A 24,825-nucleotide genomic window follows, 5' to 3' on the forward strand; every position below is an offset into this window, starting at 1 on the left:
TAGGCGTAACTTACCTCTTAGTGGATAAGACAGTTTTTACGCGGTCAATGAAATAATTAGGATCAACCATGGCCTTTAAAGAATTGACCGCCACAACATGCCCACTCTTCAGTAAATCAGCCGTGGTCAATTGTTGATCATACGATCCTATAAATCCATGGGGGGCCACAATTTGTTTGGCTTTGGCATTATCATCAAAAAATATAGAAGTTACTTGAGGTAAATAAGGAAATGGTTTGGCATGAGATTCAATTTCGCCGTGACTATTCCACCATTGCCAATCATCTTTGACCGCATTAAAGGGGTCCGCATAGATGGCAGATATCTCCTCACACGGTTCACCTTTTACGAAATCGTGCCCTTTAAATTTTCCACGATATAAGCGGCCTTTCTGAAAACCCAAAACATTGGTAAGAGGATATCCCTTTTCGGCTAACAGATGGATAATGTCCGGAATATCCTGACCAAATGTTCGGAAGACCAACCGAACATCATATGCCGAGGTTTGGGCCCACGCCACTAACTTCCAGAAACTGGCATAAAGCGGACCCTCTTGATTCTTTAAGGCTGCCATAAGGTCATCGTATTTTGCCTGAGTTGCTTGCAAAACAGGATGCTGTTGTTTTTGTAACATCGGCAAAAATTCTAAATAGAGTTGCCGCCGCTTGTGCTTAATGGATTGATCTGCTTCTGCGCCTGGAATTAAGTGTTGCTCAACGTAATCCTGATATCGCATTTCTGGTAAATCGTCGCGCCATATCCCTGTTGTTTTTTTAGCTAGCTCATGAGTAACAGCAATTTCACTTGTTTTTCCTTGAACAGGATCAGCTGCCATAATGGTTCCGTTTACATCCAAATGAATCACGACTGTTTCTGACATCACTTGTCCTATCCCTAACATTATTCCTAACAATAGGCATCTCATAATCCCCTCCTTTTATACTAAAATTTTACTTTAATTTAAAAAAGTTAACGGATTGTTGGCCTCTATAATCCGTACTATACTAAAATTGTAACTCCAAAAAGGATATCAAACAATGCCTGCTCTTAAAACCATCTGCGTCTATTGTGGGGCTTCTACACGGGTTGATGCAGTTTATCGTGAAACCGCGGCTCGCACCGGCGAACTATTAGCGCGCTCAGGATTTAATGTTGTATACGGAGGCGGACGATTAGGATTAATGGGAATTGTGGCCGACAATGCGTTAGCTAATGGCGCCCATGTGACGGGAATCATTCCCACACTTTTGCAAGATATCGAAGGGGCCCACCCAGGTTTATCAGAAATTGAAATTGTTGATACCATGCACACCCGTAAACGCAAAATGTCTGAATTGGCTGATGCATTTATTATCTTACCCGGCGGTTTTGGAACATTGGATGAGTTATTTGAAATTCTGACATGGCGGCAGCTCCAGATGCATGACAAACCGATTGTAATTATTAACACCAACAGCTATTGGAATCCTCTCAAACTGTTGATTAGCAATATTATTGAAGAAAAATTTGCCACCCCAGCCCACGCAACGTTTGCGAAATTTGTTGCGAGCCCCGATGAGGCTATCGGTGCTTTAACGGATCTGCCTGAACCAGAGCTTGGATTTGCAGGGCAGCACGTTTAACCATAACCAAACCCGTATAAAAAACCTCTTTCAAATCACTGAAAGAGGTTTTCTATTTGTCGTCATGGTTTTTTGGTCTTAGACCATATGCTGACCGCCATTGGCAGTAATAGTTGATCCAGTGATAAATCCGGCTTTCTCATCTGCTAAGAAATTAACGATAAAAGCAACCTCTTCTGCTGTCCCCAGCCTTTTGGCAGGAATTTGATTGATAATTCCTTCTAGCACTTTTTCCGGCACGGATTTAACCATATCAGTATCAATATAACCTGGGGCAATGGCGTTTACCGTAATCCCTTTATTAGCGCACTCTAACGCTAAAGCTTTTGTAAATCCGATGACCCCCGCTTTTGCTGCCGAATAATTGACTTGGCCGATCTGCCCTTTTTGACCATTGATTGACGTTATGCTAATGATTCGCCCAAAACCCCGCTCTCTCATGCCGTTAATAACGCAATGGGCCATATTAAAGCAGGAAGTCAGGTTTGTGGCCACAACAGCATTCCACATGTCGGGAGTCGTTTTATGCATAAAGCCATCTCGGGTAATGCCAGCATTGTTAACCAGGATATCAATAGAACCATATTTTTCTTCGATATCAGCAAGATGTTTTCTGCAATCCTCATAATTACCAACATCCCATTTCATAACACCCACATTATGGGATTTTGAAAACTCCTGAGCGGCCGCATCATTACTGCTGTAATTGGCAACAACGGTGTAACCATTTTTCTTTAGTTCCGCAGAAATTGCAGCTCCAATGCCGCGCGTCCCGCCTGTAACAACCGCAACTTTTCCCATAAACACCTCACCTTAAAAGAATGAATCCTCTATACATAAAATTATATTAAAATATTTAATAAATTATTGCACTTAGGTTAATTTTTGGTTAACAAGAAAAGATGAAAAAGGAAGGTAGAGGTGTAAAAGGAGCCACCCAGCCGATGGTATAGTATGATCCTCTCGCGACCTGCTATTTACAGGTTAGAGCCGTAATGTTCAGACCACGGTCTAAACAGGGACAGCTCTATGAAGAATCAATTGTGGTCCGGGGATTCATGACCTGTCAAACTGGGCAGCATCTATATCATAGGGCTATTCTAGCTTAGATTCAATAGCTTTCAAACGTTTTTGCACATCTTTAAAGGCCCCGGCAATATCAAAATCCTCATGTTGATCTAGCTCATCTTCTGCAGACTGTAAAGCACCCACGACGACACCAATAAACAAGTTTAAGATCACAAAGACCATAACAACATAAAAGGTATAAAAGAATAACCACGCATAAGGGTAAAATTTTAAAACATCTCTTAAAACATTGTACCAATCATCCCCACTGAGAACTTGGAATAAAGTGTGTAACGCGGATCCCATATCTGTAAAGCGTGGGGCGTTTGGAAATAACAAAACACCCACGATACTAAAGGTGAAGAAAAGAATGAGCATAAGGACAAATACATTGCTGATGCCGGGTAAGGCCTTATAGAAACCCTGGACAACATGGCGCATCTTAGCGGAAACCTCAATAAAATAAAAAAGCCGCAAGGCGCGCAAAGCCCGCAAAATTTGGCTACTAAATCCAAGCGGTAAAGCCGAGCCCACAATGATAACAAAATCAAAGACGTTCCAAGGACTCCGGAAAAATAGAACGCCATTTGCCCACAAGCGTAAGCCAATTTCAGCCAGGAAAAACCCTAGAATAAGACGATCAACCATAACCAAATACTGATGCATCGGATCCTGGGGTGTACAATATGTCAACGCGGCAAGTATAACCGCATTGATAAGCACTAAACAGCCCACAATACCATGGACTATATTGCTTTCCATGATCTGGGCCAGTTTGCTTTCCCTTTTATAAAGACGTCTCATAACCATTCTCCCCTTTTTAAGTCTTATTATTAGTATGAAAAGCAATCAGAAATGATACAACCCCTTGTATATTTTCTTAAAAAGGAGTAAATTAACGTTTAGAGTTTTTTATTTTTCGTAAGAACGTAAATTTCTCTCCTTGCCATGGGATGAACCATGGCTTTAGCTTGAAGAACAAGTTTTATCCATAAGGAGTAACAATGAAACTGTATGAAACAGTGTTTATCGTCCGTCAGGATGCGACCCCTAATCAGGTCGAAACCTTGGCTCAGGACTACACAAAAATTATCCGCGACAATGGCGGAGACGTTGCTAAAACTGAATTCTGTGGGTTGCGCTCCCTTGCCTACCCCATTAAGAAAAATACGAAAGGTCACTATGTTTTGATGAATCTCAAAGCAGCGGCTGACATCGTTAAAGAAGTTGAGCGGCAAATGAAATTGAATGAAAACGTTCTACGTTATTTGACCATCAAAGTGGAAGCGCACGATCCAAATCCATCACCTTTGATGCAACAAAAGAATTTTAACCCTGATCGCAACCGTGGTTATGATGATGACCATGATGATCTTCTACCAACAGTGGCGGAGAGTGCATAATGGCAAGAGATAATGAAAGAACTCAAGAAAGAGGCGCTCCACAGCGTCGTCAATTCTTCCGTCGTCGCAAATCCTGCCCGTTCACCGGTGAAGGAGCGATGAAGATCGATCATAAAGATGCAAAGACATTGTTCAAATTTGTGTCAGAGCGGGGAAAAATGATTCCAAGCCGCATCAGTGCTGTATCCACAAAGAAACAGCGTGAATTGGCTATAGCTATTAAGCGCGCTCGTTACTTGGCCATTATGCCATATGTTAACGACTAAGCCATAGACGGAGAATTTTGATATGCAAATTATTCTATTACAACGAGTTGAAAAACTCGGTCAAATGGGTGATGTCGTTGAAGTCAGCAATGGTTATGCTCGTAACTTTTTGCTTCCCCAAAAGAAAGCATTGCGTGCTTCCAAGGCAAACCTAGACTTGTTCCAAAACCAAAAGACTCATCTTGAAGCTGAAAACTTAAAGCGTCGAGATGAAGCTGAAGCCGTTGCTAAGAAAATGGACAATGTCAGCATCACCATGATTCGCCAAGCATCCGAAACAGGTCACCTTTATGGGTCCGTTCGGAATGCCGATATTGCTGATATGCTTAAGGTCAATGGATACGGTATTGCGCGTGGACAAGTTCACCTTGACACACCGATTAAGAATCTTGGTATCCACAAAGCTCGCGTGGTTCTTCACCCAGAAGTTTCCATCTATGTGAGCATTGTTGTGTCGCGTTCTGAAGAAGAAGCAGCTGTTGAAATTAAAAAAGCCAAAATATCCAACAGCAATTCAACTGAAGAAGCTGTTGCCGCAGAAGCGTAAACGTCAAGTTTATGTCTAAGCTTAAAAAGGGGAGATGGATATCTCCTCTTTTTTTCTACCCCCTAGTAGATCTATTTACTGCACAGAAAAAACGACCTTCGGCGTCGACGGGCACCTTAAAGCACCCGCCCAATCCGAAGATCTTAGGAAAAATATCAAGAATGATAACCTGTCAGTTAATCAGAAACATCAGATCTAACCAAAGGCCCTTTCTAAAGACTTCAGCATTTCTTCAATTGTCGAGATTCCCCGCAAATTAGAGGTGTAACGTTGTTGGTCGACAATTAAATCCGTAAAGACTTCGGCCGTATCAATGGTCGATTCTTCAAGATTAGCAGACAGGATTCCCCCAGCCCTTCCTTCATTCGCAAAACTTAACTGAGCAGGCCCTGAATCAGGGCTAATGAGAAAGCTACCGCCAGTTTTTTCAGAAAGTTTAGTTGCATCGGGAAATGTCGCCAACGGAATACGGGCATAACGCTGTGTAAAACCATTATCATAGGTTGCCCACATATACCCCTCTTTATCAATGGTTGTTTGCTGATACTTACCTGCCCCTCTTCCATCCACAATGGGTGGCGGAAAATCATAGCTTTTATTATCCCCAACGGCACGCATTCCCGTGGTGCTACCAATAGCACCAAAATTCATTGCTATTGTTGAGTTCGCCGCACCACTCGTCCAGGTAAGGGCTAAAGCGGGCGCCGGGCCTGCTGCTCCATTGATCAACGCTGGATTACCATTCGTATCAAATTCTATTAACATTCCTGTGGATGGCGCGACCGTACTATAAGGAGCACCAATGGTTGTTGCATCAGGTGAGGTAACGGTTACGTTCCATTCTCGTGGATTTGCTGTTTTTGTAAAATTGATATTGACGTTATGCTGAATTCCCAAAGAGTCATAGAGACTCATTGTCATTTGTTTGGCATCATTGAGGACAGCCGTCGCACTGAGAACACCTTTAATATCGGCCGACGTGGATGCAACAGGATTACCCGATAAACCCGCACTAGACGCCGTTTGCAAGCTATTGATATCAGAGGTATTCGGTGCAATTGGCGTGCCATCCGGATTGACATAGAAAACTTTTAAAAATTCTCCCACGTGATTGCAGAAATCCCCGTTGTCATCTTCTGCAAAAGTCCCTACACGGCTAAAAGCTGTTTGGCCGGGGTTAGCATCATCAGCTTTATTATTAACAATAAAAAAACCTTGGCCATCCAATGCCATATGGGTAGGGACATTCGAGGCAACGGGAGATCCAACTGTTGTGATAAAGTGTTGATTCGTTGCCGATATACCAGCTGGAACAAAAGTATCCAAGGATTTACCGGTATTGACCACTGATAGAAAGGCTGCTCGTGATTTAGCTGCATAAGCCCCCGCTGACGCAAGATTTTGTGAGTGACAATTTACCCGTTGTGAGACCCCTTTTAATCCAGATACGCACGCATTCATCCCTGAATTTAAACCTGCCATTTTATTCTCCTTAACCTATATACTCTGGAATTGAGTTTGCAAAACTTGACGCGTCACTTTGGAACTGTCCTTTTAAAATATTAGTTAACTCTTCATATTGCCTAATCTGTTCCTGCATATTCTTTCTTAAGCCTACAAACTCTTCTGATACCGGTTTACGAACACTGATCAAATCATCGACCTCGACACCAATATCATCTTTTACTAACAAGAGGAATTCTCCGTTCTCCTCTTGATAGGATATTTGACGAACCCTTCCTTTCAGAATCGTGGGGATTTCCATATTTTTTTCTCTGATATTATGGGCTCTAACCAAGGTGTAATAAATCCCCGGTGCAACTTTTGTTTCAGCATTAGCATCGCTGGTGCCATCCCAGGTTTTCGTTTGTTTGCCCGGCTCAATACTTAAGGGGATCGTCTTAACCTGTTTTTGATTAGCGTCCAAAATCACCAATTCAGCTTCTTTAACCTCGGCTGGCATCATTAATTGGATTTCTTCGGCATCCCCTTCAAACCTCACAACATTGCCTTCGTAAACGATATCCTTATTAAGGTAAGATTTTGCGGTCGCCATTTGCTCTTTCATCCGCATATCATTGCCTTGTTTAAGCAATTTGTTTGTTTGTGCTTGTTCGGCGGCAGAGAAAAATGACATAACGCTTTGAGTCATTTCATGGGTGCTCATGGGATTATCAGGATTTTGATTTTTAACCTGAGCCAAGAACATTTTCATGAAAACGTTATATTGCTCGTCCCGACTCTTATCAAGCATTTTAGTTAAGACACTCCGATCCTTTGTCACTTCTTTGGCGGCTGTCTTGCTCTTCAGTTCTGCTTCCGTCCTACCCATTCCACTGGGTATTAGCGGTACATTTGCTGCTGTAACCATAATTAACTCCTACACTGAAATATCCACAGATGAGCTTGCTAATGACGGCCTGCGCGGGACCGCGGAAACCATTTCAATCTCGCTATCTTGACTAACTTTAATGGGGGGAACTTTAACATTTGACTCAAACGTCTCGTGTTGCTGCTGCTGCTGTGACATAGAAAAGTTCATCCCTTGAGAATCTGCCTGCAATCCGGCATCTTTAAATAAATTTTGGAAATCCTGACTGTGACGATTTAAAACTTCGAGGGTTTCGCGATTTTCTGCTTTAAATAAGGCCGAAACCACCCCCTCCCGGGAAATATCAAGCTTGATTTCAACCTTCCCCAATTCATTGGGCTTAAGCTGGATATTTAAATGAGTCTCCCCTTTCCTTAAACTTTGCCGGAGTTGATCCTTAATTTGATTAAGAGCGGCCAATTTATCAAGTGTCGTTAAAGTCGCAGCCTTCTGTACACTACCCCCTCGTCGTCCCTGTGCTCCCCCCTCAACGGATTGTCCAGCCATAACTGTATTTGGTGACTTGCCTTTGAAAGAACTAGTCGCAGTTTCAGAGTCTTGAGACAAGGGTGCCGCCACAGCCATAACCTGCGTCACTGGCTGGGCTGTATTTGACCTCGAAGCTGATGTGGGATGATCATCACCGCTCGTTTTTTCAAGATTCATATTAAGTACCTTTGTTTCTTTATCAGCTTCGGTTTGGATGCTACTATCGACCATTAATTGGTTGGTCATGACTTCCTCATAGAAAGAAGACATCGATCCCTGATCCAGGCGCGATGGACTGTTAAATTCACTCAGCTGCGACATAACTTCTGAGGAAAGAGGCAAATTTTGCTCTAAGCGGGAGGAGGCCGATAATTTTTCAATAGTCACGCGTCCATCCTTAATCCAATTCTGAATCTCTAGATCTTGGGTGGTCAGAAAAACAGATCGTTCTGAGGTACTTTTTACCAGCTGATTCTCTTGTGTCGAAGAAGTTGACGTTAACGGCAGGCCTTGATATTGCTGGTCATTCAGTAATTCTTGAGAATCTGGAGCCGTTGTTTTGAGATCTGACTTATCGCTTGAATCATTAGATAAACTATTGTCCCTAACCTCTGCTGACGTCGACTTTTTTTCGAATTTTAAAGATCTGTTCACATCAGCAGTCTCAAAATCCTTGGTTTTTACAGGATTTTTTAGCTGAGCTTGCATCTGGCTTCGTTCCTCAAATTGATTAGCAGCCTTCATCGATATATTGTTTAATAGATTATGAAAAGAAGCTTTTGTATCCTTTAAAGTAGCCGTTTTGATGGATTCCATCAGCTCGTTTGTCTGCGGTTTTATTTGTTTTGATGCTGTTGCTTTCACAGACGATGTTTCAGAAATCGCCATGATTTACCTCTCCTTGAACTGTTTCATCGAAGAGGTAGCAAGAACGATGCCAACCCACAGATTAGTTGGCTTTAATCAGCGACGACTAAGTCCATCTATAAGAATTGCCCAGGAACAATATCTGCAGCGTGGACTTATAGGAAAAAAATGGTGGTATATTTTACCGGGTGACTCTGCCTTTATACGGGGAAGTTTAAAGGGGGGGAAGTTATGTTATTGCGTCAAATTTTATGCCTTATCAGTCAGGGCGATAGGCGAGCCACAAATTAAGCAAGGTGTGTTGTGGTTAGGGAGACAGAAAAGACAACCTCCGCCTCTTATTACTTATAAGGCGGAGTTTAAAAGGGGTTATTCAACCCCATAGGTCATGGTAACAACAATCTTGACCACCTTTTCAATAGAAGAGGTATCATAGGTCCCATAGTCAGAAATATCGCTACTATTCGGGGCCGTTACTTGGAAAACACCCTGACGTGCATTCAGCAGCCGACTGATTTGGTTCCCACTATTAAGGGCAAATTGATCAGCGCGTTCGCGAGCACTTTTACTTGCTTCCGCCAAAAGAGATACCTTTAATTGATCAAGTTTAGCACTGGGGTAATAAAACCTGACATACCCTGAAGTAACATCAAATCCCTGCAGATTTAGTTCATTCATTTTAGACGGCAAGGATGCTAATTTCTGGACATCATCTGATGCAATTTCAATATTTTGGGAGACATTATAACGCTCGATTTCATTAAGCTCATAGTGGCCGTCAGGACTTTTTTTACGGACCTCAAAGCGATTAATAGATCCCAATTTTATTTGCTTGGGGTCATACCCTTCTGCTTTAAACAGCTCTAATGTCCTGGCTTTAACTTGATCTAACTGCTTATAGGCCTCGATCAAGTCAACATTCGACGCATTAATGCCGCCTTCCCACACTGCATTTTCAGAAGTAATACGCTTTTCTGCATAGCCTTTTACTTGGATAGAATTCTGAGATTCTTTGACTTTGACATACGTCTTTGCAACAATAGCCGTACAAGCAATTGTGGCGACTCCTAAGGCGACCCCTAATCCTAATTGAGATAAAATCCCTGAGAAATTTTTATTTTCTGCCATATCTTAATCCTTATACTTTTTGCCAATAATATTGAGGGCAACACAGATTTTAAAAAATTTAATACTCTGTTTATAGGTTTGACTATAACTATTAAAGCTTATTTATACTTTAAAATATACATTTTCCCGGCGAGAAAAATTTGCTTCAACTCTCTGAAGAGACTGTGAGGCAGCCCTCTCCAACCTTATCAATCCCTCCCAAAAGAGCGAGGGATTATAATTTTATTTATTAGCATCTACCTTAAAAAAGCTTCTTAATGACCATCATATTGGGCTGTTAATTCAGCCACACGGTCGTCTTCAATCTTCTCAAACAAACGGACGGGGTCAGCCAATAGATGACCAGCTTTATACGCTGTAAATTCTAGACCCGCAGCAAAAGCTGTTGATCCCTCTGACTCCGTTAGAGGATCATTGAGCAATGCCAGGATTTTAAGAGATACGGTGGGCATAAGTGAATGTCCTAAAATTGCAAATAACCTGAGTAAATAAATACAGTGGCTTAAGCAAACACCCGCTTGAAGTAGATCTGTCTTAGCAGTTTTCCACGGTTCATTAACTGTAATATATTCATTTGCCAATACCCAAAGGCCGCGCAATTGAGCACACGCCTGACGAAATTTCATATCAGACAAAGACTTCTGATAGTCGGCGACCATGGTTGACACTTTGGTAAGCAAGCCCTGATCAAGAGATGACTGATCCAGGACAACCGGCAATCGTCCCTCAAAATATTTATGAATTAAGGAAAAGCTACGGTTAGCAAAGTTACCTAAAATATCGGCTAAGTCTTTATTGATAATGGCGGCAAAATGCGCAAAGGTGAAATCCGCATCATCGCTTTCAGGACAGTTGGCCATTAAGTAATAACGCCAGTAATCAGCCGGATATAGCTCCAAGGCAACATCTGTGAAAACACCCCGCTTTTGACTCGTGGAAAATTTACCTTTATCATAAGTTAGCCAGTTAACACCTTTAATATAGTCAACCTGTTTCCATGGCTGCCCAGTTGCCATCAGCATAGCCGGCCAAAAAATGCTATGGAATGGCACATTATCTTTTGCCATGAATTGAACATAATGAACCGCCTCTAAGTCCTGCCACCAGGCCTTCCAAGCATCCGGTTGACCAATTGAGGCTGCCCAATCTTGCGTAATACTGATATACCCATTCGGGGCATCAAACCAAACATAAAAGACCTTATTATCATATCCATCCAAAGGCACAGGCACACCCCATTTCAAATCCCGGGTGATACACCGGGGTTGCAGGCCTTCTTTTAACCATTTCTTCGCAATCCCTTTTACCCCATCGGGCCATTCAGGACGCGTGGCAACCCATGCTTCAAGGGGCTCTGTCAGCTTATCCAATAATAAAAAAATATGCTTCGTTGATTGCAGTTCAATATCTTTACTGCCTGAAATAGCTGAATAAGGATCCTTAAGATCGGTGGGCTCTAATAACCGACCACACCCATCACACTGATCACCGCGTGCTTTTGTATAGCCACAGGATGGACAGGTTCCTTCCACATAACGATCTGGCAAAAATCGATGATCAGCGTGCGAATAATATTGTAAGATCTCGCGTTCCTCAATATAATTATTATCCCGCATCTGTAAAAATAACTCTTGCGTCAGTTTATGATTCGCGGGCATGGAGGATCGACCAAAATAATCAAATGATATTCCGAACCGTTCATAAATATCCTTTTGAATGGTGTACATATCTTCACAATAAGCCGCCACATCTTTACCCGCTGCCTCCGCGGCAATTTCAGCCGGTGTTCCATGTTCATCTGTACCGCAAATATAAAGGACCTCTTCCCCCTGCTGTCGTAAATAGCGCGCATACACATCGCCTGGCAACATAGACCCCACTAAATTACCTAAGTGTTTTACGCCGTTGATATAAGGAAGAGCACTGGTTATCAAATGTTTTTTGGTCATCGTTATTGATCTAATCCGTCATTACTTTGGATCAAAAATACCTCGGAACATAAGTGTGGAGCAACAATAATATCAACTTAAAAGAGGAAGCCGCTTGACAGGCTAAGCATTCACCCTATCTTTATGGACACAGCATAAAGGGTGGGAACTGCTCATGATAAAAAAATATATTTTCTTAGGGTTAGGTTGTCTGATACTCGCAGGCTGTGAACCAGATCGATATCAACGGAATGTTTATTACGAGCGACCGATCAGAGATGTGGTGGTTGTCCCTCAGACATCCTATGATGTTAGCAGAGCTTATCCCTATCGTTACCATCAACCTTATCATCACCACCATAATAGGGTGATCGTTCGATATTAGGATTAAAAAGTTAATGAATTGCTCTTAACCTTTAGGGAGTATCCTAAAATGAAAGTTTTGACCTATAAATTATTTTTAACAGTTCTAGGCTTCAATATTATGCCCTCCCCTAGCCAAGCCGCCAATCTGTATATATATAATCAAAATCCTAATATTCATGATGATTCCGAAGTTTTTGTACAAATTTCGCAAGAAGGGGAAACTACTTCTACTAGCATTTCTAGAAAGATTAAAAATTCGAATCCTCAAACGCCTATTCCATTTGGAAAAGAAAGTAGTATCGACTTTCTAAGTGTTGGAGTTATGGAAGGAGAAAATCAACTAATAGAATTTTGCAATGATCAAAATAATGAGACGCTGGATGAGAAAGAGATCAAACAGCCCTTAGCGGAAATACATGTAATCATCCATCCAGATGATGCCCATTCAAAATGTACCGTTCGTGTTGAGAAGCTATCACCGACACTGAGAGGTTCTGGATTATATTGAGAAACTGCTGTTTACTCTAAAACAAATAAGGGCTTAAGCTCAAAAAGATTACATCTATTTGATACGCCTGAATCCTACCTAATATAATTAACTTTATAGGAGTTATCCTTGAGGGGTTTTGGCGCCCAGAGGGGATGGAAACGCCATCAGGGAACGCAAGAAACGATCAACCTACTTCTATAAAGACTAAAGCTTGCTTTGGATCAATGAAATAGTCTCGGGGATGCCATAAAGCTCAATAAATGAGCCCATGCGCGGTCCTTCGGATTGGCCCAACAAGACTTCATACAAGCAAGAGAACCAAGCCTTTAGTTCACTGAATGGATGATTCTTACCCACGTCATAAACAACTGTTTGGATTTCTTCTGCCGTTGCTGTTGCGGCCAACTGCTCCAAACGTGTTCTTAAATCAGCCAACGCTTTTTTCTCCATCTCGGTGGGTTCCCGGTATTCCTTCTCCGGCAAAACGCGATCATGATAATAGGCAATCGCATGTTTAATCAGTTTATCAAGAAACGGCAATTTTTCCGGTGTTGCATCAGGCTGATAACGGGTGACAAATCCCCATAAAATTGAGGGATCTTCTGCATTACACACACTCGCCAAGTTTAAAAGGATTGAAAAGCTTAAGCTACTTTCTGCCTTGGGTGGGTTACCATTGTGAATATGCCAGATGGGATTATCCACCTTTTGAACCAACTCTTGCTCATCAAACTTGCTTAAATAAGTCAAGTAATCATCCATGTGACGCGGAATCACATCGAAATAAAGACGCTTTGCCTTGCGGGGAGCTTGAAACATATAATAGGCCAAACTGACATCGGGGGCGTAGGTAAGCCATTCATCAATTGTCAGACCATTCCCTTTTGATTTGGAAATTTTTTGTCCCTGTTCATCTAAAAATAGTTCGTACGTAAAGTTTTCCGGAGGGCGTCCCCCAATAATACGGCAAATTTGTGTCGACAATTTGACGGAATCAATCAAATCTTTACCCGACATTTCATAATCCACATCAAAGGCACGCCAACGCATACCCCAGTCTGCCTTCCATTGCAACTTACAATGCCCTCCTGTAACAGGAATCTCAATAAGCTCACCAGACGCATCATCACGGTAAGTAATGGTCGCGGCCTCTATATCGCGGCTAACAATTGGAACTTGTAAAACGCGACCGGTGGTTGGACAAATCGGTAAGAAAGGGCTATAGCTTTGACGACGCTCTTCGCGTAAAGACGGCAACATAACAGCCATTACCTCGTCATAATGGGTAAGGACAAGCTTTAAATACTCATCAAATCGGCCACTTTTATACCAATCCGTTGAGCTTTGGAATTCATACTCAAAGCCAAAGGAATCCAAGAATCGACGCAACATGGCATTATTATGGTGACCAAAGCTTTCATACTGTTCAAAAGGATCAGGAACTTGTGTCAACGGCTTATTAAGGTATTGGCGCAACATCTCTTGATTAGGAACATTATCCGGTACTTTACGTAAACCGTCCATATCATCGGAAAAACAAAATAAACGTGTTGGAATATCACTCAAAATTTGAAATGCACGGCGAACCATGGTGGTACGCATCACTTCGCCAAAGGTGCCAATATGGGGCAAACCAGAGGGCCCATAGCCAGTCTCAAAGAGAACAAATCCTTTTGCTGGTGTCTTATGGCCAATCCGATGGAGAATCCGTTTAGCCTCTTCAAATGGCCAAGATTTTGCCTTATCAGCTAATAAACGAAGATCTGAATCAATTTGGTCTGCGACTGCCTGCATCAAAATACTCTTAATAAGTGAATAACATAATCCGTAACGTAATGCTTTTACTTAACAAAAGCAAGGATTATGCATTATCACAGACCATCTGTTTTCTCCCACCAAAATGTAGCATTATCCACCCCACAACAAAGCAAAGGGGGATCGTCATCATGGCAGTTTGATAGGCCTCTGTACCATAATAACGGCTGCCATCATCATTCAATTGTCCTTGCCAAACCATATCTAATAGAACGCCCAATAATGGCTGAAAAATAATGCCACTCATCATAACAATCGCATTCGTAAACCCAACGGCAGTTCCACTAAGACGATTGGGTACATTTTCTTTAATCGCAGCAAAACACATCACCTGCCCCGCGTTTGTCATACCTGCTAAAAAGAGCACCAATAACATAAAATTATAAGTAATGCTGTCAAACCGGACAGCTGCCATAAATAGCCCCGCCGTTGCAAGGGATGAAAGTCCCATAACACGCACAGGATTATTTAAATAATTAGATAAACGCGCTGCCAGAGGACTGCCCACAGCAATCCCCAGATAAACCATAATACTGGCCCGAGAAGCAATTTCATTAGAAATCTGATATTTTTCCATTAAAAAAGGAACAGCCCACAGTTCACAAAAGGCAGAAATGGGAATATACATTAACCCACCAACGGCAGCCACAATCCAATTAAACGGATCACGCGCCACCCGCCCTAAACCTTGACTAAGCGATTCTTCCGATTCTGTTGAATCCTGCTGTTTATCCCGCATAACCATCCAACAAATTATGGCAAGCACTACACCAGCCATTGCCGCTAGCAAGGTGGCTTGACGCCAGCCAAAAGAATTGCTTAGAACCGCAAAAGGGGGGCCACTGACCATACCGCCCACAGTTCCCATCATATTGGTGAGACCAGCGATCATGGCGAATTGGGCCGGCACAAACCATTCCGATCCAATTTTCAAACAACTTAAAAAGGCACAAGCAGAGCCTGCCCCAATTAGGAAACGACCAATTTGAGCCCCCCATAACGAATCACTGTAGGCAAAAAGAATGCTACCGATGACACAGAGTAATGTTGAATAAGTGACAACCCGACGCGGGCCTAATCGATCGACGATCACGCCGCACGGAATTTGGAGAGCAACATAGGAATAATAGTAAAAGGAGCTTAAAACTCCTAATGCTGTGGAAGCAACCCCCAAATCAGACATCAAATCTTTGGCAATAACACCAGGGGAGGCTCTCAAGATCATTTCATATAAATAAAATAACCCTGCACAGCCCCAAATAAGCCATGGGCGCAATTTCATAAGCACTCCTCTGTGGGATTGGCAAGCTGTGCCGGGAATGTTTCTTTAACAAACAGCATCACAATCCACGCTGCAATCATACAGATCGGAATTGTAACCATCGCTTGCTGATAATCACCTATACTATACATAGGCGTTCCATCAGGATTTACAAGACCATCCCAGGCCAAGTCAATAATTATTCCAAGCAGGGGTTGAAAAATTATACCGCTGACCATCACAAAAGCATTCGTAAAACCAATCGTTGTCGCGCTATAGGCAGGATTATTAATCTCTTTTGCAGCAGCAAAATATAAAATCTGTCCCCCACAAACTAACCCGGCAACAAACAATAAAGCAAAAGTCATTTCTAAAGGTAAGTTGGGAATATAGATAACAGCAACAAATGGCGGAATCGTCAATAAGGCAGACCATGACATCACTTTTATCCGACTTTTAAGTCGATCAGAAATAGCCGCAAACAAAGGACATCCCAATGCCATTCCCACAAAAACCATGGCACTCGATAATGAGGCTTTTTCGCTTGAAATATTGTAAAGGCGCATTAAGTAAGGTGTTCCCCATAATTCCGCAAATGCTGATAAAGGCACGTACATCAGTCCCCCATAAATCCCAATCAACCAGTTCTGGGGATTTTTTACAACGGAATTGAGCCCTTCAAGCAATCCTATATTTTTTGTTTGCGTGTTATTTTGCTGAACTGGATCCTTAATAATTAACCAGCAGGCAGCCGCAACGGCGACACCACAGACGGCCATAATCAACATGGCGGGCCGCCATCCATAGCTACTGATCAAAATAGCAAAAGGTGCACCCCCGAAAAGCCCCCCGAGCGTTCCCATCATCATGGTAATACCGGCCACGAGGGCGAACCGTTCGGGCTTCAACCATAAGGAGGCAACTTTCATGGTACTGAGGTAAGCACAGGCCGATCCTGCCCCCATCAAAAATCGTGCCCATTGAGCCACTTCGATCGTTTGGGCATAACTAAACATCACACTTCCCAGCGTACATAGGACGGCCGAAAAAGTTATCACCCGTCTGGCACCCAGCCAATCAACAATAACACCACAGGGAATTTGCAAGGGAACATAAGCATAATAGTAGTAAGAGGCTAAAATCCCAATGGCAGTCGAGGTAGCTGAAAAATCAAGAGCCATCTCATTGGTCATCACACTGGGAGAAACGCGTAAAACGTATTCATATAAGTAAAATAATGCCGCACAGCCCCAGATAATCCAGCCATAGCCTGAGCCCGCAAGAAAAGACTTGCTGAGGAAGGGGCGCTGTTCGGATTGAGATACTGTGACTTGCATAATAAAATCTCACTTCAAAATTAAGGGTTAAAAAAAGATACAAATTACATCTATGCCTTATATTATAAAGGCAATTCAAGAAAAAAATAGCAAAAATACAAAAATTAAGAAATAATATTATAGTCTATATAGTGTATTTTGTATTTTTGTTACGCAATTATTTTAATTAAGGATTTCTTACGAAAAGGGCAACCGCCTTAAATCAACGAGAATGAAGAGTATGCAATTACTTTGCATCCATAAAACAATTGTTATTAAGATGTGTTTAGCCATTTAAAGGATGTTAAATGAAAAACACAATTATTTATCTCATTGGATTTGCTGGAACAGGAAAATTTACGATAGCCCAGGAAATTGCAAAGCTTACTAATAGTAAAGTGGTGGACAACCATTTAATTAATAACCCTATTTTAAGTGTGATTGACGCGGAACAAGATACCACTTTATCCGATCGTGCCTGGCAAAAAATTGAGGAAATACGACAAATTGTTTTGGATACAATCGAAACCATAGCAGCACCCAATGCAAGTTTTATTTTTACAAATGAGCTGATTGAGGGGCGGGTTGCAGACAAACAAATATTTTCTAAAATTGCCGAGCTTGCCAAACGACGGCAAAGTACTTTTTTGCCTGTTCGATTAGAATGCTCTGAAGAAGAACTTTGTCGACGAGTCCTCTTTGAGAATAGGAAAGAACGGTTGAAAGATACGAACCCCAAAAATGCTCAAGAAAAGTATAAAAATCTCACAGTGTTAAAACCCACCGCCTGCACCTCTTTAACATTAGATGTAACACATCTGTCGGCCGAGCAAACCGCCCGCATCATCCTGGACCACCTTAACTTTTCAAATAAACAACCTCTTTAATAGTATTGGGTTTCGACGTACAATTAAATGGATATCACTCATCCATACGTAAGAATATACTCTTATAAGTTATTTAGAAAGAAACCCCGATGTCGCAACTGTTGCCGCTCGCCTCCTCAGAACCACAGCGCCCTGTTGTTCGTCCAAACATTGTCCTGTTTGCGCTGGCGATGGGCGGTTTTGCCATCGGCACCACTGAATTTGCCAGCATGAGCCTTGTCCCCTATTTTTCCCATGATCTCCAAATTGACGAACCCACTGCTGGGCACGTCATTAGTGCTTATGCTTTAGGAGTGGTTATTGGTGCTCCCCTCATCGCCTTACTGGCAGCACGCTTTCCTCGGCGTCAATTATTGCTCGCATTGATGGCTGTTTTCGCTCTCGGCAATTTCCTAACAGCGCTTTCGCCATCCTATTCCTGGATGCTGTCCCTTCGTTTCCTGAGCGGGTTACCCCATGGTGCTTACTTTGGGGTTGCAGCGCTTGTCGCGGCCTCACTAGTCCCTTTTCGCCAACGGACCCAAGCAGTAGCGCGGACCATGCTGGGGTTAACTGTTGCTACCATTATTGGTGTCCCTTTGGCGAACTGGATCGGTCAAACCATCGGCTGGCGTTTTGGCTTTATCTTAGTAAGCCTGTTGGCTCTCATCACCGTTATGCTTGTCTGGCAATTTGCACCGCAAGATCGCCCGAAATCAACAACTAGCCCGCTGCAAGAATTATCGGCTCTCAAACGTAAGCAAGTATGGATAACACTGGGGATGGGCGCCATTGGTTTTGGTGGCCTGTTTGCTGTCTATACCTACGCGGCATCAACCATGCTTAACATCACCCATGTCTCGCCGCATCTGATTCCCGTGGTTTTAGGCATTTTTGGATTAGGAATGACTTGCGGCACTCTATGGGCTGCGTGGGCCGCCGACCGACGTCTGATGCTCACTGCTGGGGGACTATTGTTATGGAGCGCTGTGTGGCTCGCTTTTTATCCCTTAGTAACACGCAATATCTGGGCTCTATCAATTGTAATTTTTATGATCGGTACAGGTGGGGGCTTAGGCACGGTGTTGCAAACTCGTCTTATGGATGTGGCCGGCGATGCTCAAACCTTAGCGGCAGCGCTCAACCACAGCGCGTTCAATTTCGCCAATGCCCTGGGCCCCTTTTTAGGCGGTCTTGCCATTCATGCCGGCTATGGCTTTCCTTCCACCGGCTGGGTTGGGTGCGGTTTAGCTTTAGGTGGCTTTATCTTTTGGTGCTTCGCAATGCGTGATGAGGTAAGAGAAAAACGAGCTGTAGTTAAATCCCAGGCTTAGGAGAAGACTTCAGGAAACCTGAACGATAGGGGAAAAAGATCATAAAGGCGACAGCATCATTATCCATCCACTTTTGCCCCAATTAAGATAACCCCCGCTCCGATAAGGCAGAGCCCCGCGCCAACCCAATCAGTTAGATAGGGTTTAACCCCCTCAATAAACCATAACCAACACAGCGATGCGATGATGTAAACACCACCATAAGCTGCATACGCACGGCCGGCTTGGTCGGATTCTATGAAAGTTAACAGATAAGCAAATAACACCAAAGAGCCTATCCCTGGCAATAACCACCAGATTGATTTATCAAGCTTCAGCCATGCCCAAAAACTGAAACAACCAGCGATTTCGGCAATTGCGGCTCCTATATAAGCAACAACAGTGATCACTTTCTCTCCCTTCCTCGTAGATTATCTTCTATAAAACTCTGCCTAACATTGAACCAGCGCACAGATCTTAGGATAGAGAAGCAGAGAAATCTACAATTTTATAAAAGGCCCTTTTTATAGAGAGGAAAAATATAATGGAAAAGCCAAAAAATATAATAAAATTAACTGTTAAACTTTCTAAAGAGAAACAATCAGCTTTTCCATTCTTTCTTAATTATTCATAATTTTACTCCTTAAGCTAGGTTCACACATTTCCTGCTAAAGTAGTCTTCTAGAGTTATTCCTTAAAGGAAAGTAACGATTATGAGTGTTCAGGAAGATACCATTTATGAGTTTCACTTCTTGATAAGGATTCTACATTATGACCATCAATAAAAGCCACAATGGCCCATCTCGAAAATGATTTTCCAATTTTTTTCTCATCCAACTGAATAACATCGTGCCAGCCCGGACATAGGCTATCTGTATCTATAATTTTACGAAAATTGCTTGACGCCATAAAGATAGCTTTATTGGCTTCATGAGTAATAATTTCTAAATCGTTTGGATTAGTTCCAATTCTCAGGCCGGGACCGCTCTCGGCGATAGCGAGGGTAAAAGAGCCTGAATCAAAATGAGGTTTAGCAAGGTGTTTTCCAGATTCTCCCCAATTGTACTTTAAAAATCTTAGGATAATATGAGGTTCGTTGGTGGCAAATACCTTAGAAAGCGTGCCAGGATAGTCTTGTTCAAAAATACTTATGATTTCATACACAATATTATAGGTTGCCTCCCATAACGGTAATGCAAGCTTTAAAAATTGATCTATAAGAGGGTTATCCGGGATAAATTCCTTATACTTTTCAAATATAAGTGGGTGGAAGTGAAAGAAATCTTTGCTGTCATTATAGATATCATTATCCGGATCACGATGCTTGAATCCTATATCCCCTCTCCGATGCAGTGGCGATATTTTAAAATCAATATGATTTTTAATTTCTTCAGGAAGCTTTAGAAACTCAAAAAATGTCGTCATCACTTGAGTAATGTGAGATTGATTGATCAGAAATGGCACCTGAGTATAGGGTTTTTCATATAAAAGGCTAAGAGGAAGTGCCGGGCGGATAGCACCTTTTACTAGACTAAGGCTCATTTAATTTCTCTTCTTCAATTGCTTTCTAAACTATACAGCTTATTAAGAAGTTACCAGAGGTGATATTAAAAGTAAAAATAATGAATTATGTTCAACTAACCTTTTTTCAAGATCCATTGTAAATCCTACATAATACCGGCTTGGGTTATAAACTGTTTTAAGAATATAGACATAATACAATTTCATATATAACAGTCCGTCTGCGTTTCGCTTCGCTTACTTCGATGAGACATCCCCTTCGCAGCTTCTCCTCGATAAATCTCGTCGTAGCTATTTCGCAACGAACGCATCGCGGTCTTTGCGAAAGCGAAGACGGGTAGCGGAGAGGGTGGGATTACACCTTCGGTGTTGCATCTCTTCTGCTTCGCTAATTCTCTCAAGAGAATAAGCGCCGCAACGACTCGCTGTCGAACCCTCTTGGGTTCTCATCCCCCAGCCACAGCTATAAATAAAATATCCAAAACTCAAGGTACGCTTCGCTTGGCTCCTTGACTTTTGGATATTTGATTCATGGCGGAGAGGGTGGGATTACACCTTCGGTGTTGCATCTCTTCTGCTTCGCTAATTCTCTCAAGAGAATAAGCGCCGCAACGACTCGCTGTCGAACCCTCTTGGGTTCTCATCCCCCAGCCACAGCTATAAATAAAATATCCAAAACTCAAGGTACGCTTCGCTTGGCTCCTTGACTTTTGGATATTTGATTCATGGCGGAGAGGGTGGGATTCGAACCCACGGTACGCTCGCGCGCACAACGGTTTTCGAGACCGCCCCGTTCGACCGCTCCGGCACCTCTCCTTATTGTTTAGGTATACTGAGTCATCAACCTTTTTACAAGAAAAAACCTGAGGTCACTTTCATATTAATGAATAGTTTTCTAAGGAAAAGGAAGAAAAAATAATGCCACCTTAGCCTCAGCTGAGATGGCATTATTTATCCTATTTCAGTTAGAAAGGCACGTTTGTACCCCCTTAACTTGTTTAATTAGCGAGCCCGAGCTTTAGCAACTTTTGGTTGGCCACTATTTCTGCCAGGACGCGGCGCACTAACCTTACGGTCACCGCCCCCACGCTTTTCAGAAAAACCACCGCCTGAACCACGGCCTCCGAAACCACCCTCGGAGCGGCGTGCCCCTGGCTTACTATCTGAGAAACGACCAGCTGAGGGTCGACCACCAAAGCCGCCTTCGCTGCGACGCTCACCTGGTTTCCCATCAGTACGCTGACCACCAAATTTGCCCTCTGAACGACGATCGGTTGACTTACCGTCGACACGACGTTCTTGGAACTTACGCTCTGCCGCTGGGGCTCTTTTATCGCTAGAGGAAGAGGCTGCACTTTGAAGAGCATCAACATTGGGGCTCCAACTGCCTAACTTACTGCCACGACGGTCATCACTTGCTGCTCTACCCCGGCTCTCTGATCTTTTACCCTGACGGTCATCACTTGGGGAACTTCTCCAACCATCAGATGTTCGGCTATCGTTGGATCGCCGACGGGACTGCTCGGGGCGCCGATTCCGGTTGGTCCGAGAGCTACGATCGTCACGGTCAAATCCTTCCATGCCTTTGGCCCGATCTTCTGGATGCATCAACCGGCAAATTGCACGCCATTTTCCAATTTCAGTCGCAGAAACAAAGCTAATCGCTGTCCCTTCAGCTCCGGCTCGACCTGTCCGCCCAATGCGGTGAATAAAGTCCTCAGGTGCTTGGGGTAAATCAAAGTTCACCACATATTCAATATGGGGAATATCAAGCCCGCGTGCTGCAACGTCTGTTGCTACCAACACACGATTCTTTCCTCGACGAAAAGCACTAATCACGTTAGAACGACGGCTTTGGCGCAAGTCTCCATGGATTGCATCAGCGGAATGGCCTTCGTCATTGAGTTTTTTAGCTAATTTCTCAGTTCCGTGCTTTGTCTTTACGAAGACGATGAAGGTTCCTTGCTTTTGGTTAAGGGTGTCAACCAACAAACCAAACTTGTCTGCATCAGATGTTTTTATAACCTCTTGAGTAATTTTTTCAGCAGCCTTGGTGGTTGAACCAACAGAAATACGCACGGGATCATTTAAGTATTCACCGGCAAGACGCTCAATTGTTGGCGCAATTGTTGCCGAGAACATTAAGGTTTGGCGCTCAGGATTCATATACTCAGCGATACGTTCTAGCTGAACCACAAATCCCATGTCCAGCATCCGATCTGTTTCATCTAAAACTAAAAAGCCGGTACGATCAAGTTTCAAGGTGCCGCGTTCCAAATGGTCATTAATTCGTCCCGGTGTTCCGATGATCAGACGCGGACGATTGCGCAATTGTTGTAATTGCTTACCCATGGAATCACCGCCGATTAATAACGTCATCCAAATTTTGCTGTCGCGCCCCATAAATCCGCGCATACCTTCAAGGACTTGCTGGGCCAATTCCCGGGTGGGGGTCAGCACCAAAGCGGTCCTATTAGGATTTGCCATCAAATAGGCAAGCAAGGGCAAGGCATAAGCTGCAGTTTTACCGGTACCCGTTTGGGCAGATCCCAAAATATCTTTCCCCTCTAGGGCAAGCGGAATGGTCTGAGCCTGAATCGGTGTCGGCTTTTCAAAATTCAACCGTTTTAGGGAATGTAGTATTGCCTCGGGCAAACCGAGGGAGTCAAAGTTTTCCATATTATCTCTTCATATTTTATGTTTTAAACCAATGATTCTCTTGCATTATTATATCTTTCATTGCAAGACATACTGATTCAAAACCAAGAACTCTCTGTGGGTATTTATATGAAAAAGTATAGAATCAACCTCCCATGTTATGGGGACTTCCAGCCTAAAAGTCAACATATTTTAGAATAAATCTAAAAAGAGGGGTAATTAAGGCGGGTAAAAAAGGAAAATATTCAACACCATAAACACGCCGCCAAAAAAGGGACAGGATTAATCCCAGGGCCCCCACACCAACCAAGTACAAGCCTACCTCTGGCAGAGGAACAAGCATAAGACTGATTGGCAATAAAATTTTGTCTGCAATTCCTAAGAAGGGTCGTTTAAAAAGGTATTCTGCTCCTGAACAAAGCATAACAAGAACACATCCCATGCCGCAGGATTCCCAGTGAGGATTGGACCAACCTTGACTCACCACACATAAACAAAAAAGAACAAAAGGGATGAGCGGGACAGAGCGGTAGCGACAATCATAACCCATCAAAATGATGGCCAATAACAATAAAATAAGGATCACGCCCGCAATAACCCTAACTTTTGATTCAGTTGACGATGATGCACATGGCAAATGGCAACCGCCAAAGCATCAGCGGCATCGGCTGTAACCATTCCTGCTGCGGGTAATAACCGCTGCACCATGGCTGCCACTTGAGTCTTATCCGCGTGGCCTACTCCCACCACGGACTTCTTTACTTTATTGGCGGAATATTCGCCCACAGGCATAGAATGGACAGCGGGTGCAAGCAAAACCACCCCCCGAGCCATCCCCAGTTTTAAAGCGGAAGCCGCATTAGCATTCACAAAGGTTTCTTCTACCGCCGCCTCATCGGGTTGGAAATTTGCAATAATCTGTTGTAGACCTTGGTAGATTTGCTGCAACCTTGAGCTCAAGGATAAAGATGAATCAGAATGCACTACGCCATGCGCCACATGAATTAAACGGTTGCCCTGACTTTCTATGATTCCCCATCCCGCATTGCGCAAACCCGGATCAAGACCAAGGATACGGACAACCTCTGCCATATTAATTAGAAATCCCTATATCTGGGGGTCCTGGCCAAAAGATTGGGTTAAAGGCTACTTCCCACAGATGTCCATCTAAATCTGAAAAATACCCTGAAAACCCTCCCCAATCAGTTGCTTGAGCTGGCTTCACAATGTTAGCCCCCGCAGCTTTAGCCTGTTCCAATACAACATTAACCTCGGCTTCACTATTCACATTATGGGCTAGAGTAATACCTCGGAAACCGGTCCCTTCCTTAGCAACAGTGGCATCCTTAGCAAGCAATTCCCATGGATAAACGGCAAGACATGATCCATTAAGATTAAAAAATGCTACATCCCCTTCAAAAGACATCCTGGGGAAACTCAGTCCATCTTCATAAAAATGGATGGCCGCCGCTAAATCATGGGTCCCCAGTGTTATGATATTTATTCTTGGCTGCATAGATTTCTTTCTTT

General features: G+C 43.1%; 27 protein-coding genes and 1 tRNA gene. 8 read left to right on the top strand and 20 right to left on the bottom strand.

Translation table 11 applies throughout. The features are described 5' to 3' along the window. Positions 1-10: 10 nt before the first annotated feature. Positions 11-925: a hypothetical protein gene (locus ID47_RS08605; protein ID WP_156956716.1), complete on the bottom strand. Its 915-nt coding sequence runs from the start codon at positions 923-925 to the stop codon at positions 11-13. 112 nt (positions 926-1,037) lie between these two features. Between ID47_RS08605 and ID47_RS08610 the strand changes: the two genes are divergently transcribed. Next, positions 1,038-1,622: an LOG family protein gene (locus ID47_RS08610; protein ID WP_038465620.1), complete on the top strand. Its 585-nt coding sequence runs from the start codon at positions 1,038-1,040 to the stop codon at positions 1,620-1,622. 78 nt (positions 1,623-1,700) lie between these two features. Here the strand turns inward: ID47_RS08610 and phbB are convergent, their stop codons facing one another. Both phbB and ID47_RS08620 read right to left on the bottom strand, forming a co-directional pair. Beyond that, the gene (phbB, locus tag ID47_RS08615; protein WP_038465622.1) at positions 1,701-2,423 is read right to left on the bottom strand and encodes an acetoacetyl-CoA reductase; all 723 of its coding nucleotides are present in this window, start codon (positions 2,421-2,423) and stop codon (positions 1,701-1,703) included. A gap of 294 nt (positions 2,424-2,717) precedes the next feature. Next, positions 2,718-3,494: an ion transporter gene (locus tag ID47_RS08620; RefSeq protein ID WP_038465624.1), complete on the bottom strand. Its 777-nt coding sequence runs from the start codon at positions 3,492-3,494 to the stop codon at positions 2,718-2,720. Between the two features lie 200 nt (positions 3,495-3,694). On the opposite strand from ID47_RS08620, the gene rpsF reads away from it, so the two are divergent. Genes rpsF through rplI form a run of 3 tightly spaced genes read left to right on the top strand, consistent with a single transcriptional unit; the run spans position 3,695 to position 4,906 of the window. Then, positions 3,695-4,093: a 30S ribosomal protein S6 gene (gene rpsF / locus ID47_RS08625; protein WP_038465626.1), complete on the top strand. Its 399-nt coding sequence runs from the start codon at positions 3,695-3,697 to the stop codon at positions 4,091-4,093. Further along, entirely contained in the window at positions 4,093-4,359 is a 267-nt protein-coding gene (gene rpsR / locus ID47_RS08630) for a 30S ribosomal protein S18 (RefSeq protein WP_038465628.1), read from the top strand. Before rpsF ends, rpsR begins: the two co-directional genes overlap by 1 nt. A 22-nt stretch (positions 4,360-4,381) precedes the next feature. Then, positions 4,382-4,906: a 50S ribosomal protein L9 gene (gene rplI, locus ID47_RS08635; RefSeq protein WP_038465630.1), complete on the top strand. Its 525-nt coding sequence runs from the start codon at positions 4,382-4,384 to the stop codon at positions 4,904-4,906. Between the two features lie 195 nt (positions 4,907-5,101). Here the strand turns inward: rplI and ID47_RS08640 are convergent, their stop codons facing one another. The 5 genes from ID47_RS08640 to metG all read right to left on the bottom strand — a co-directional run bounded on the left by ID47_RS08640 (position 5,102) and on the right by metG (position 11,710). Next, entirely contained in the window at positions 5,102-6,388 is a 1,287-nt protein-coding gene (locus tag ID47_RS08640) for a flagellar hook protein FlgE (RefSeq protein WP_038465632.1), read from the bottom strand. Positions 6,389-6,398: 10 nt separating this feature from the next. Further along, entirely contained in the window at positions 6,399-7,277 is an 879-nt protein-coding gene (locus ID47_RS08645; protein WP_038465634.1) for a flagellar hook assembly protein FlgD, read from the bottom strand. 9 nt (positions 7,278-7,286) lie between these two features. Then, positions 7,287-8,654 carry a flagellar hook-length control protein FliK gene (locus tag ID47_RS08650; RefSeq protein ID WP_038465636.1) on the bottom strand — a complete coding sequence of 456 codons (1,368 nt, stop codon included), beginning with the start codon at positions 8,652-8,654 and terminating at the stop codon, positions 7,287-7,289. Positions 8,655-9,002: 348 nt separating this feature from the next. Next, entirely contained in the window at positions 9,003-9,761 is a 759-nt protein-coding gene (locus tag ID47_RS08660; protein WP_038465641.1) for an SIMPL domain-containing protein, read from the bottom strand. Positions 9,762-10,015: 254 nt separating this feature from the next. Continuing rightward, on the bottom strand, positions 10,016-11,710 hold the full coding sequence (gene metG, locus ID47_RS08665) for a methionine--tRNA ligase (RefSeq protein WP_038465643.1): 1,695 nt from the start codon (positions 11,708-11,710) through the stop codon (positions 10,016-10,018). 154 nt (positions 11,711-11,864) lie between these two features. Between metG and ID47_RS13000 the strand changes: the two genes are divergently transcribed. Beyond that, the gene (locus tag ID47_RS13000) at positions 11,865-12,074 is read left to right on the top strand and encodes a hypothetical protein (RefSeq protein ID WP_156956717.1); all 210 of its coding nucleotides are present in this window, start codon (positions 11,865-11,867) and stop codon (positions 12,072-12,074) included. A gap of 48 nt (positions 12,075-12,122) precedes the next feature. Next, positions 12,123-12,563: a hypothetical protein gene (locus tag ID47_RS08670; protein WP_038465645.1), complete on the top strand. Its 441-nt coding sequence runs from the start codon at positions 12,123-12,125 to the stop codon at positions 12,561-12,563. Positions 12,564-12,749: 186 nt separating this feature from the next. Here ID47_RS08670 and ID47_RS08675 read toward each other — a convergent pair whose 3' ends face one another. The 3 genes from ID47_RS08675 to ID47_RS08685 form a co-directional block, all read right to left on the bottom strand. Further along, positions 12,750-14,339, bottom strand: a complete 1,590-nt coding sequence (locus tag ID47_RS08675) for a lysine--tRNA ligase (RefSeq protein WP_051908782.1) — start codon at positions 14,337-14,339, stop codon at positions 12,750-12,752. A 67-nt stretch (positions 14,340-14,406) separates the two neighbouring features. Next, positions 14,407-15,642, bottom strand: a complete 1,236-nt coding sequence (locus ID47_RS08680) for an MFS transporter (RefSeq protein ID WP_038465647.1) — start codon at positions 15,640-15,642, stop codon at positions 14,407-14,409. Beyond that, positions 15,639-16,958 carry an MFS transporter gene (locus tag ID47_RS08685; RefSeq protein ID WP_038465649.1) on the bottom strand — a complete coding sequence of 440 codons (1,320 nt, stop codon included), beginning with the start codon at positions 16,956-16,958 and terminating at the stop codon, positions 15,639-15,641. The genes ID47_RS08680 and ID47_RS08685 overlap by 4 nt, the downstream gene beginning before the upstream one ends. A gap of 287 nt (positions 16,959-17,245) precedes the next feature. Between ID47_RS08685 and ID47_RS08690 the strand changes: the two genes are divergently transcribed. Both ID47_RS08690 and ID47_RS08695 read left to right on the top strand, forming a co-directional pair. Beyond that, positions 17,246-17,824, top strand: coding sequence for a DEAD/DEAH box helicase family protein (locus ID47_RS08690; RefSeq protein ID WP_038465651.1), 579 nt, complete (start codon positions 17,246-17,248; stop codon positions 17,822-17,824). Between the two features lie 89 nt (positions 17,825-17,913). Then, positions 17,914-19,137, top strand: a complete 1,224-nt coding sequence (locus ID47_RS08695; RefSeq protein WP_051908783.1) for an MFS transporter — start codon at positions 17,914-17,916, stop codon at positions 19,135-19,137. A gap of 59 nt (positions 19,138-19,196) precedes the next feature. On the opposite strand, the gene ID47_RS08700 is transcribed toward ID47_RS08695, so the two are convergent. The 9 genes from ID47_RS08700 to ID47_RS08740 all read right to left on the bottom strand — a co-directional run bounded on the left by ID47_RS08700 (position 19,197) and on the right by ID47_RS08740 (position 24,811). Further along, positions 19,197-19,526, bottom strand: a complete 330-nt coding sequence (locus ID47_RS08700; RefSeq protein WP_038465654.1) for a YnfA family protein — start codon at positions 19,524-19,526, stop codon at positions 19,197-19,199. A 301-nt stretch (positions 19,527-19,827) separates the two neighbouring features. Then, on the bottom strand, positions 19,828-20,658 hold the full coding sequence (locus ID47_RS08705; RefSeq protein WP_038465656.1) for a hypothetical protein: 831 nt from the start codon (positions 20,656-20,658) through the stop codon (positions 19,828-19,830). 42 nt (positions 20,659-20,700) lie between these two features. Next, the gene (locus tag ID47_RS13960) at positions 20,701-20,844 is read right to left on the bottom strand and encodes a GIY-YIG nuclease family protein (RefSeq protein ID WP_156956718.1); all 144 of its coding nucleotides are present in this window, start codon (positions 20,842-20,844) and stop codon (positions 20,701-20,703) included. 84 nt (positions 20,845-20,928) lie between these two features. Continuing rightward, positions 20,929-21,087, bottom strand: coding sequence for a hypothetical protein (locus ID47_RS13010; RefSeq protein WP_156956719.1), 159 nt, complete (start codon positions 21,085-21,087; stop codon positions 20,929-20,931). A 276-nt stretch (positions 21,088-21,363) separates the two neighbouring features. Further along, positions 21,364-21,453, bottom strand: a tRNA-Ser gene (locus tag ID47_RS08720). 186 nt (positions 21,454-21,639) lie between these two features. Continuing rightward, complete coding sequence (locus tag ID47_RS08725; protein ID WP_051908784.1) at positions 21,640-23,316, bottom strand: DEAD/DEAH box helicase; 1,677 nt, start codon at positions 23,314-23,316, stop codon at positions 21,640-21,642. Between the two features lie 154 nt (positions 23,317-23,470). After that, complete coding sequence (locus tag ID47_RS08730; protein ID WP_038465662.1) at positions 23,471-23,881, bottom strand: hypothetical protein; 411 nt, start codon at positions 23,879-23,881, stop codon at positions 23,471-23,473. Continuing rightward, on the bottom strand, positions 23,878-24,387 hold the full coding sequence (gene ruvC, locus ID47_RS08735; RefSeq protein ID WP_038465664.1) for a crossover junction endodeoxyribonuclease RuvC: 510 nt from the start codon (positions 24,385-24,387) through the stop codon (positions 23,878-23,880). The genes ID47_RS08730 and ruvC overlap by 4 nt, the downstream gene beginning before the upstream one ends. A 1-nt stretch (position 24,388) precedes the next feature. Continuing rightward, complete coding sequence (locus tag ID47_RS08740; protein WP_038465666.1) at positions 24,389-24,811, bottom strand: VOC family protein; 423 nt, start codon at positions 24,809-24,811, stop codon at positions 24,389-24,391. Positions 24,812-24,825: the final 14 nt, after the last annotated feature.

Origin of the sequence: Candidatus Paracaedibacter acanthamoebae, assembly GCF_000742835.1 — a bacterium.
In the GTDB taxonomy this organism is placed as follows: domain Bacteria; phylum Pseudomonadota; class Alphaproteobacteria; order Paracaedibacterales; family Paracaedibacteraceae; genus Paracaedibacter; species Paracaedibacter acanthamoebae.

Bases quoted from the DNA above. Each gene is read 5' to 3' on its own strand.
- ruvC (WP_038465664.1), bottom strand. From the start codon at position 24,387: ATGGCAGAGGTTGTCCGTATCCTTGGTCTTGATCCGGGTTTGCGCAAT.
- rplI (WP_038465630.1), top strand. From the start codon at position 4,382: ATGCAAATTATTCTATTACAACGAGTTGAAAAACTCGGTCAAATGGGT.
- ID47_RS08685 (WP_038465649.1), bottom strand. From the start codon at position 16,958: ATGCAAGTCACAGTATCTCAATCCGAACAGCGCCCCTTCCTCAGCAAG.
- ID47_RS08740 (WP_038465666.1), bottom strand. From the start codon at position 24,811: ATGCAGCCAAGAATAAATATCATAACACTGGGGACCCATGATTTAGCG.
- ID47_RS08690 (WP_038465651.1), top strand. From the start codon at position 17,246: ATGAAAAACACAATTATTTATCTCATTGGATTTGCTGGAACAGGAAAA.
- ID47_RS08705 (WP_038465656.1), bottom strand. From the start codon at position 20,658: ATGAGCCTTAGTCTAGTAAAAGGTGCTATCCGCCCGGCACTTCCTCTT.
- ID47_RS08645 (WP_038465634.1), bottom strand. From the start codon at position 7,277: ATGGTTACAGCAGCAAATGTACCGCTAATACCCAGTGGAATGGGTAGG.
- ID47_RS13000 (WP_156956717.1), top strand. From the start codon at position 11,865: ATGATAAAAAAATATATTTTCTTAGGGTTAGGTTGTCTGATACTCGCA.
- ID47_RS08660 (WP_038465641.1), bottom strand. From the start codon at position 9,761: ATGGCAGAAAATAAAAATTTCTCAGGGATTTTATCTCAATTAGGATTA.
- ID47_RS08610 (WP_038465620.1), top strand. From the start codon at position 1,038: ATGCCTGCTCTTAAAACCATCTGCGTCTATTGTGGGGCTTCTACACGG.
- metG (WP_038465643.1), bottom strand. From the start codon at position 11,710: ATGACCAAAAAACATTTGATAACCAGTGCTCTTCCTTATATCAACGGC.
- phbB (WP_038465622.1), bottom strand. From the start codon at position 2,423: ATGGGAAAAGTTGCGGTTGTTACAGGCGGGACGCGCGGCATTGGAGCT.
- ID47_RS08640 (WP_038465632.1), bottom strand. From the start codon at position 6,388: ATGGCAGGTTTAAATTCAGGGATGAATGCGTGCGTATCTGGATTAAAA.
- ID47_RS08670 (WP_038465645.1), top strand. From the start codon at position 12,123: ATGAAAGTTTTGACCTATAAATTATTTTTAACAGTTCTAGGCTTCAAT.
- ID47_RS08695 (WP_051908783.1), top strand. From the start codon at position 17,914: ATGTCGCAACTGTTGCCGCTCGCCTCCTCAGAACCACAGCGCCCTGTT.
- rpsR (WP_038465628.1), top strand. From the start codon at position 4,093: ATGGCAAGAGATAATGAAAGAACTCAAGAAAGAGGCGCTCCACAGCGT.
- ID47_RS08605 (WP_156956716.1), bottom strand. From the start codon at position 925: ATGAGATGCCTATTGTTAGGAATAATGTTAGGGATAGGACAAGTGATG.
- ID47_RS08725 (WP_051908784.1), bottom strand. From the start codon at position 23,316: ATGGAAAACTTTGACTCCCTCGGTTTGCCCGAGGCAATACTACATTCC.
- ID47_RS08650 (WP_038465636.1), bottom strand. From the start codon at position 8,654: ATGGCGATTTCTGAAACATCGTCTGTGAAAGCAACAGCATCAAAACAA.
- ID47_RS13960 (WP_156956718.1), bottom strand. From the start codon at position 20,844: ATGAAATTGTATTATGTCTATATTCTTAAAACAGTTTATAACCCAAGC.
- ID47_RS08620 (WP_038465624.1), bottom strand. From the start codon at position 3,494: ATGAGACGTCTTTATAAAAGGGAAAGCAAACTGGCCCAGATCATGGAA.
- ID47_RS08680 (WP_038465647.1), bottom strand. From the start codon at position 15,642: ATGAAATTGCGCCCATGGCTTATTTGGGGCTGTGCAGGGTTATTTTAT.
- ID47_RS08675 (WP_051908782.1), bottom strand. From the start codon at position 14,339: ATGCAGGCAGTCGCAGACCAAATTGATTCAGATCTTCGTTTATTAGCT.
- rpsF (WP_038465626.1), top strand. From the start codon at position 3,695: ATGAAACTGTATGAAACAGTGTTTATCGTCCGTCAGGATGCGACCCCT.
- ID47_RS13010 (WP_156956719.1), bottom strand. From the start codon at position 21,087: ATGAGAACCCAAGAGGGTTCGACAGCGAGTCGTTGCGGCGCTTATTCT.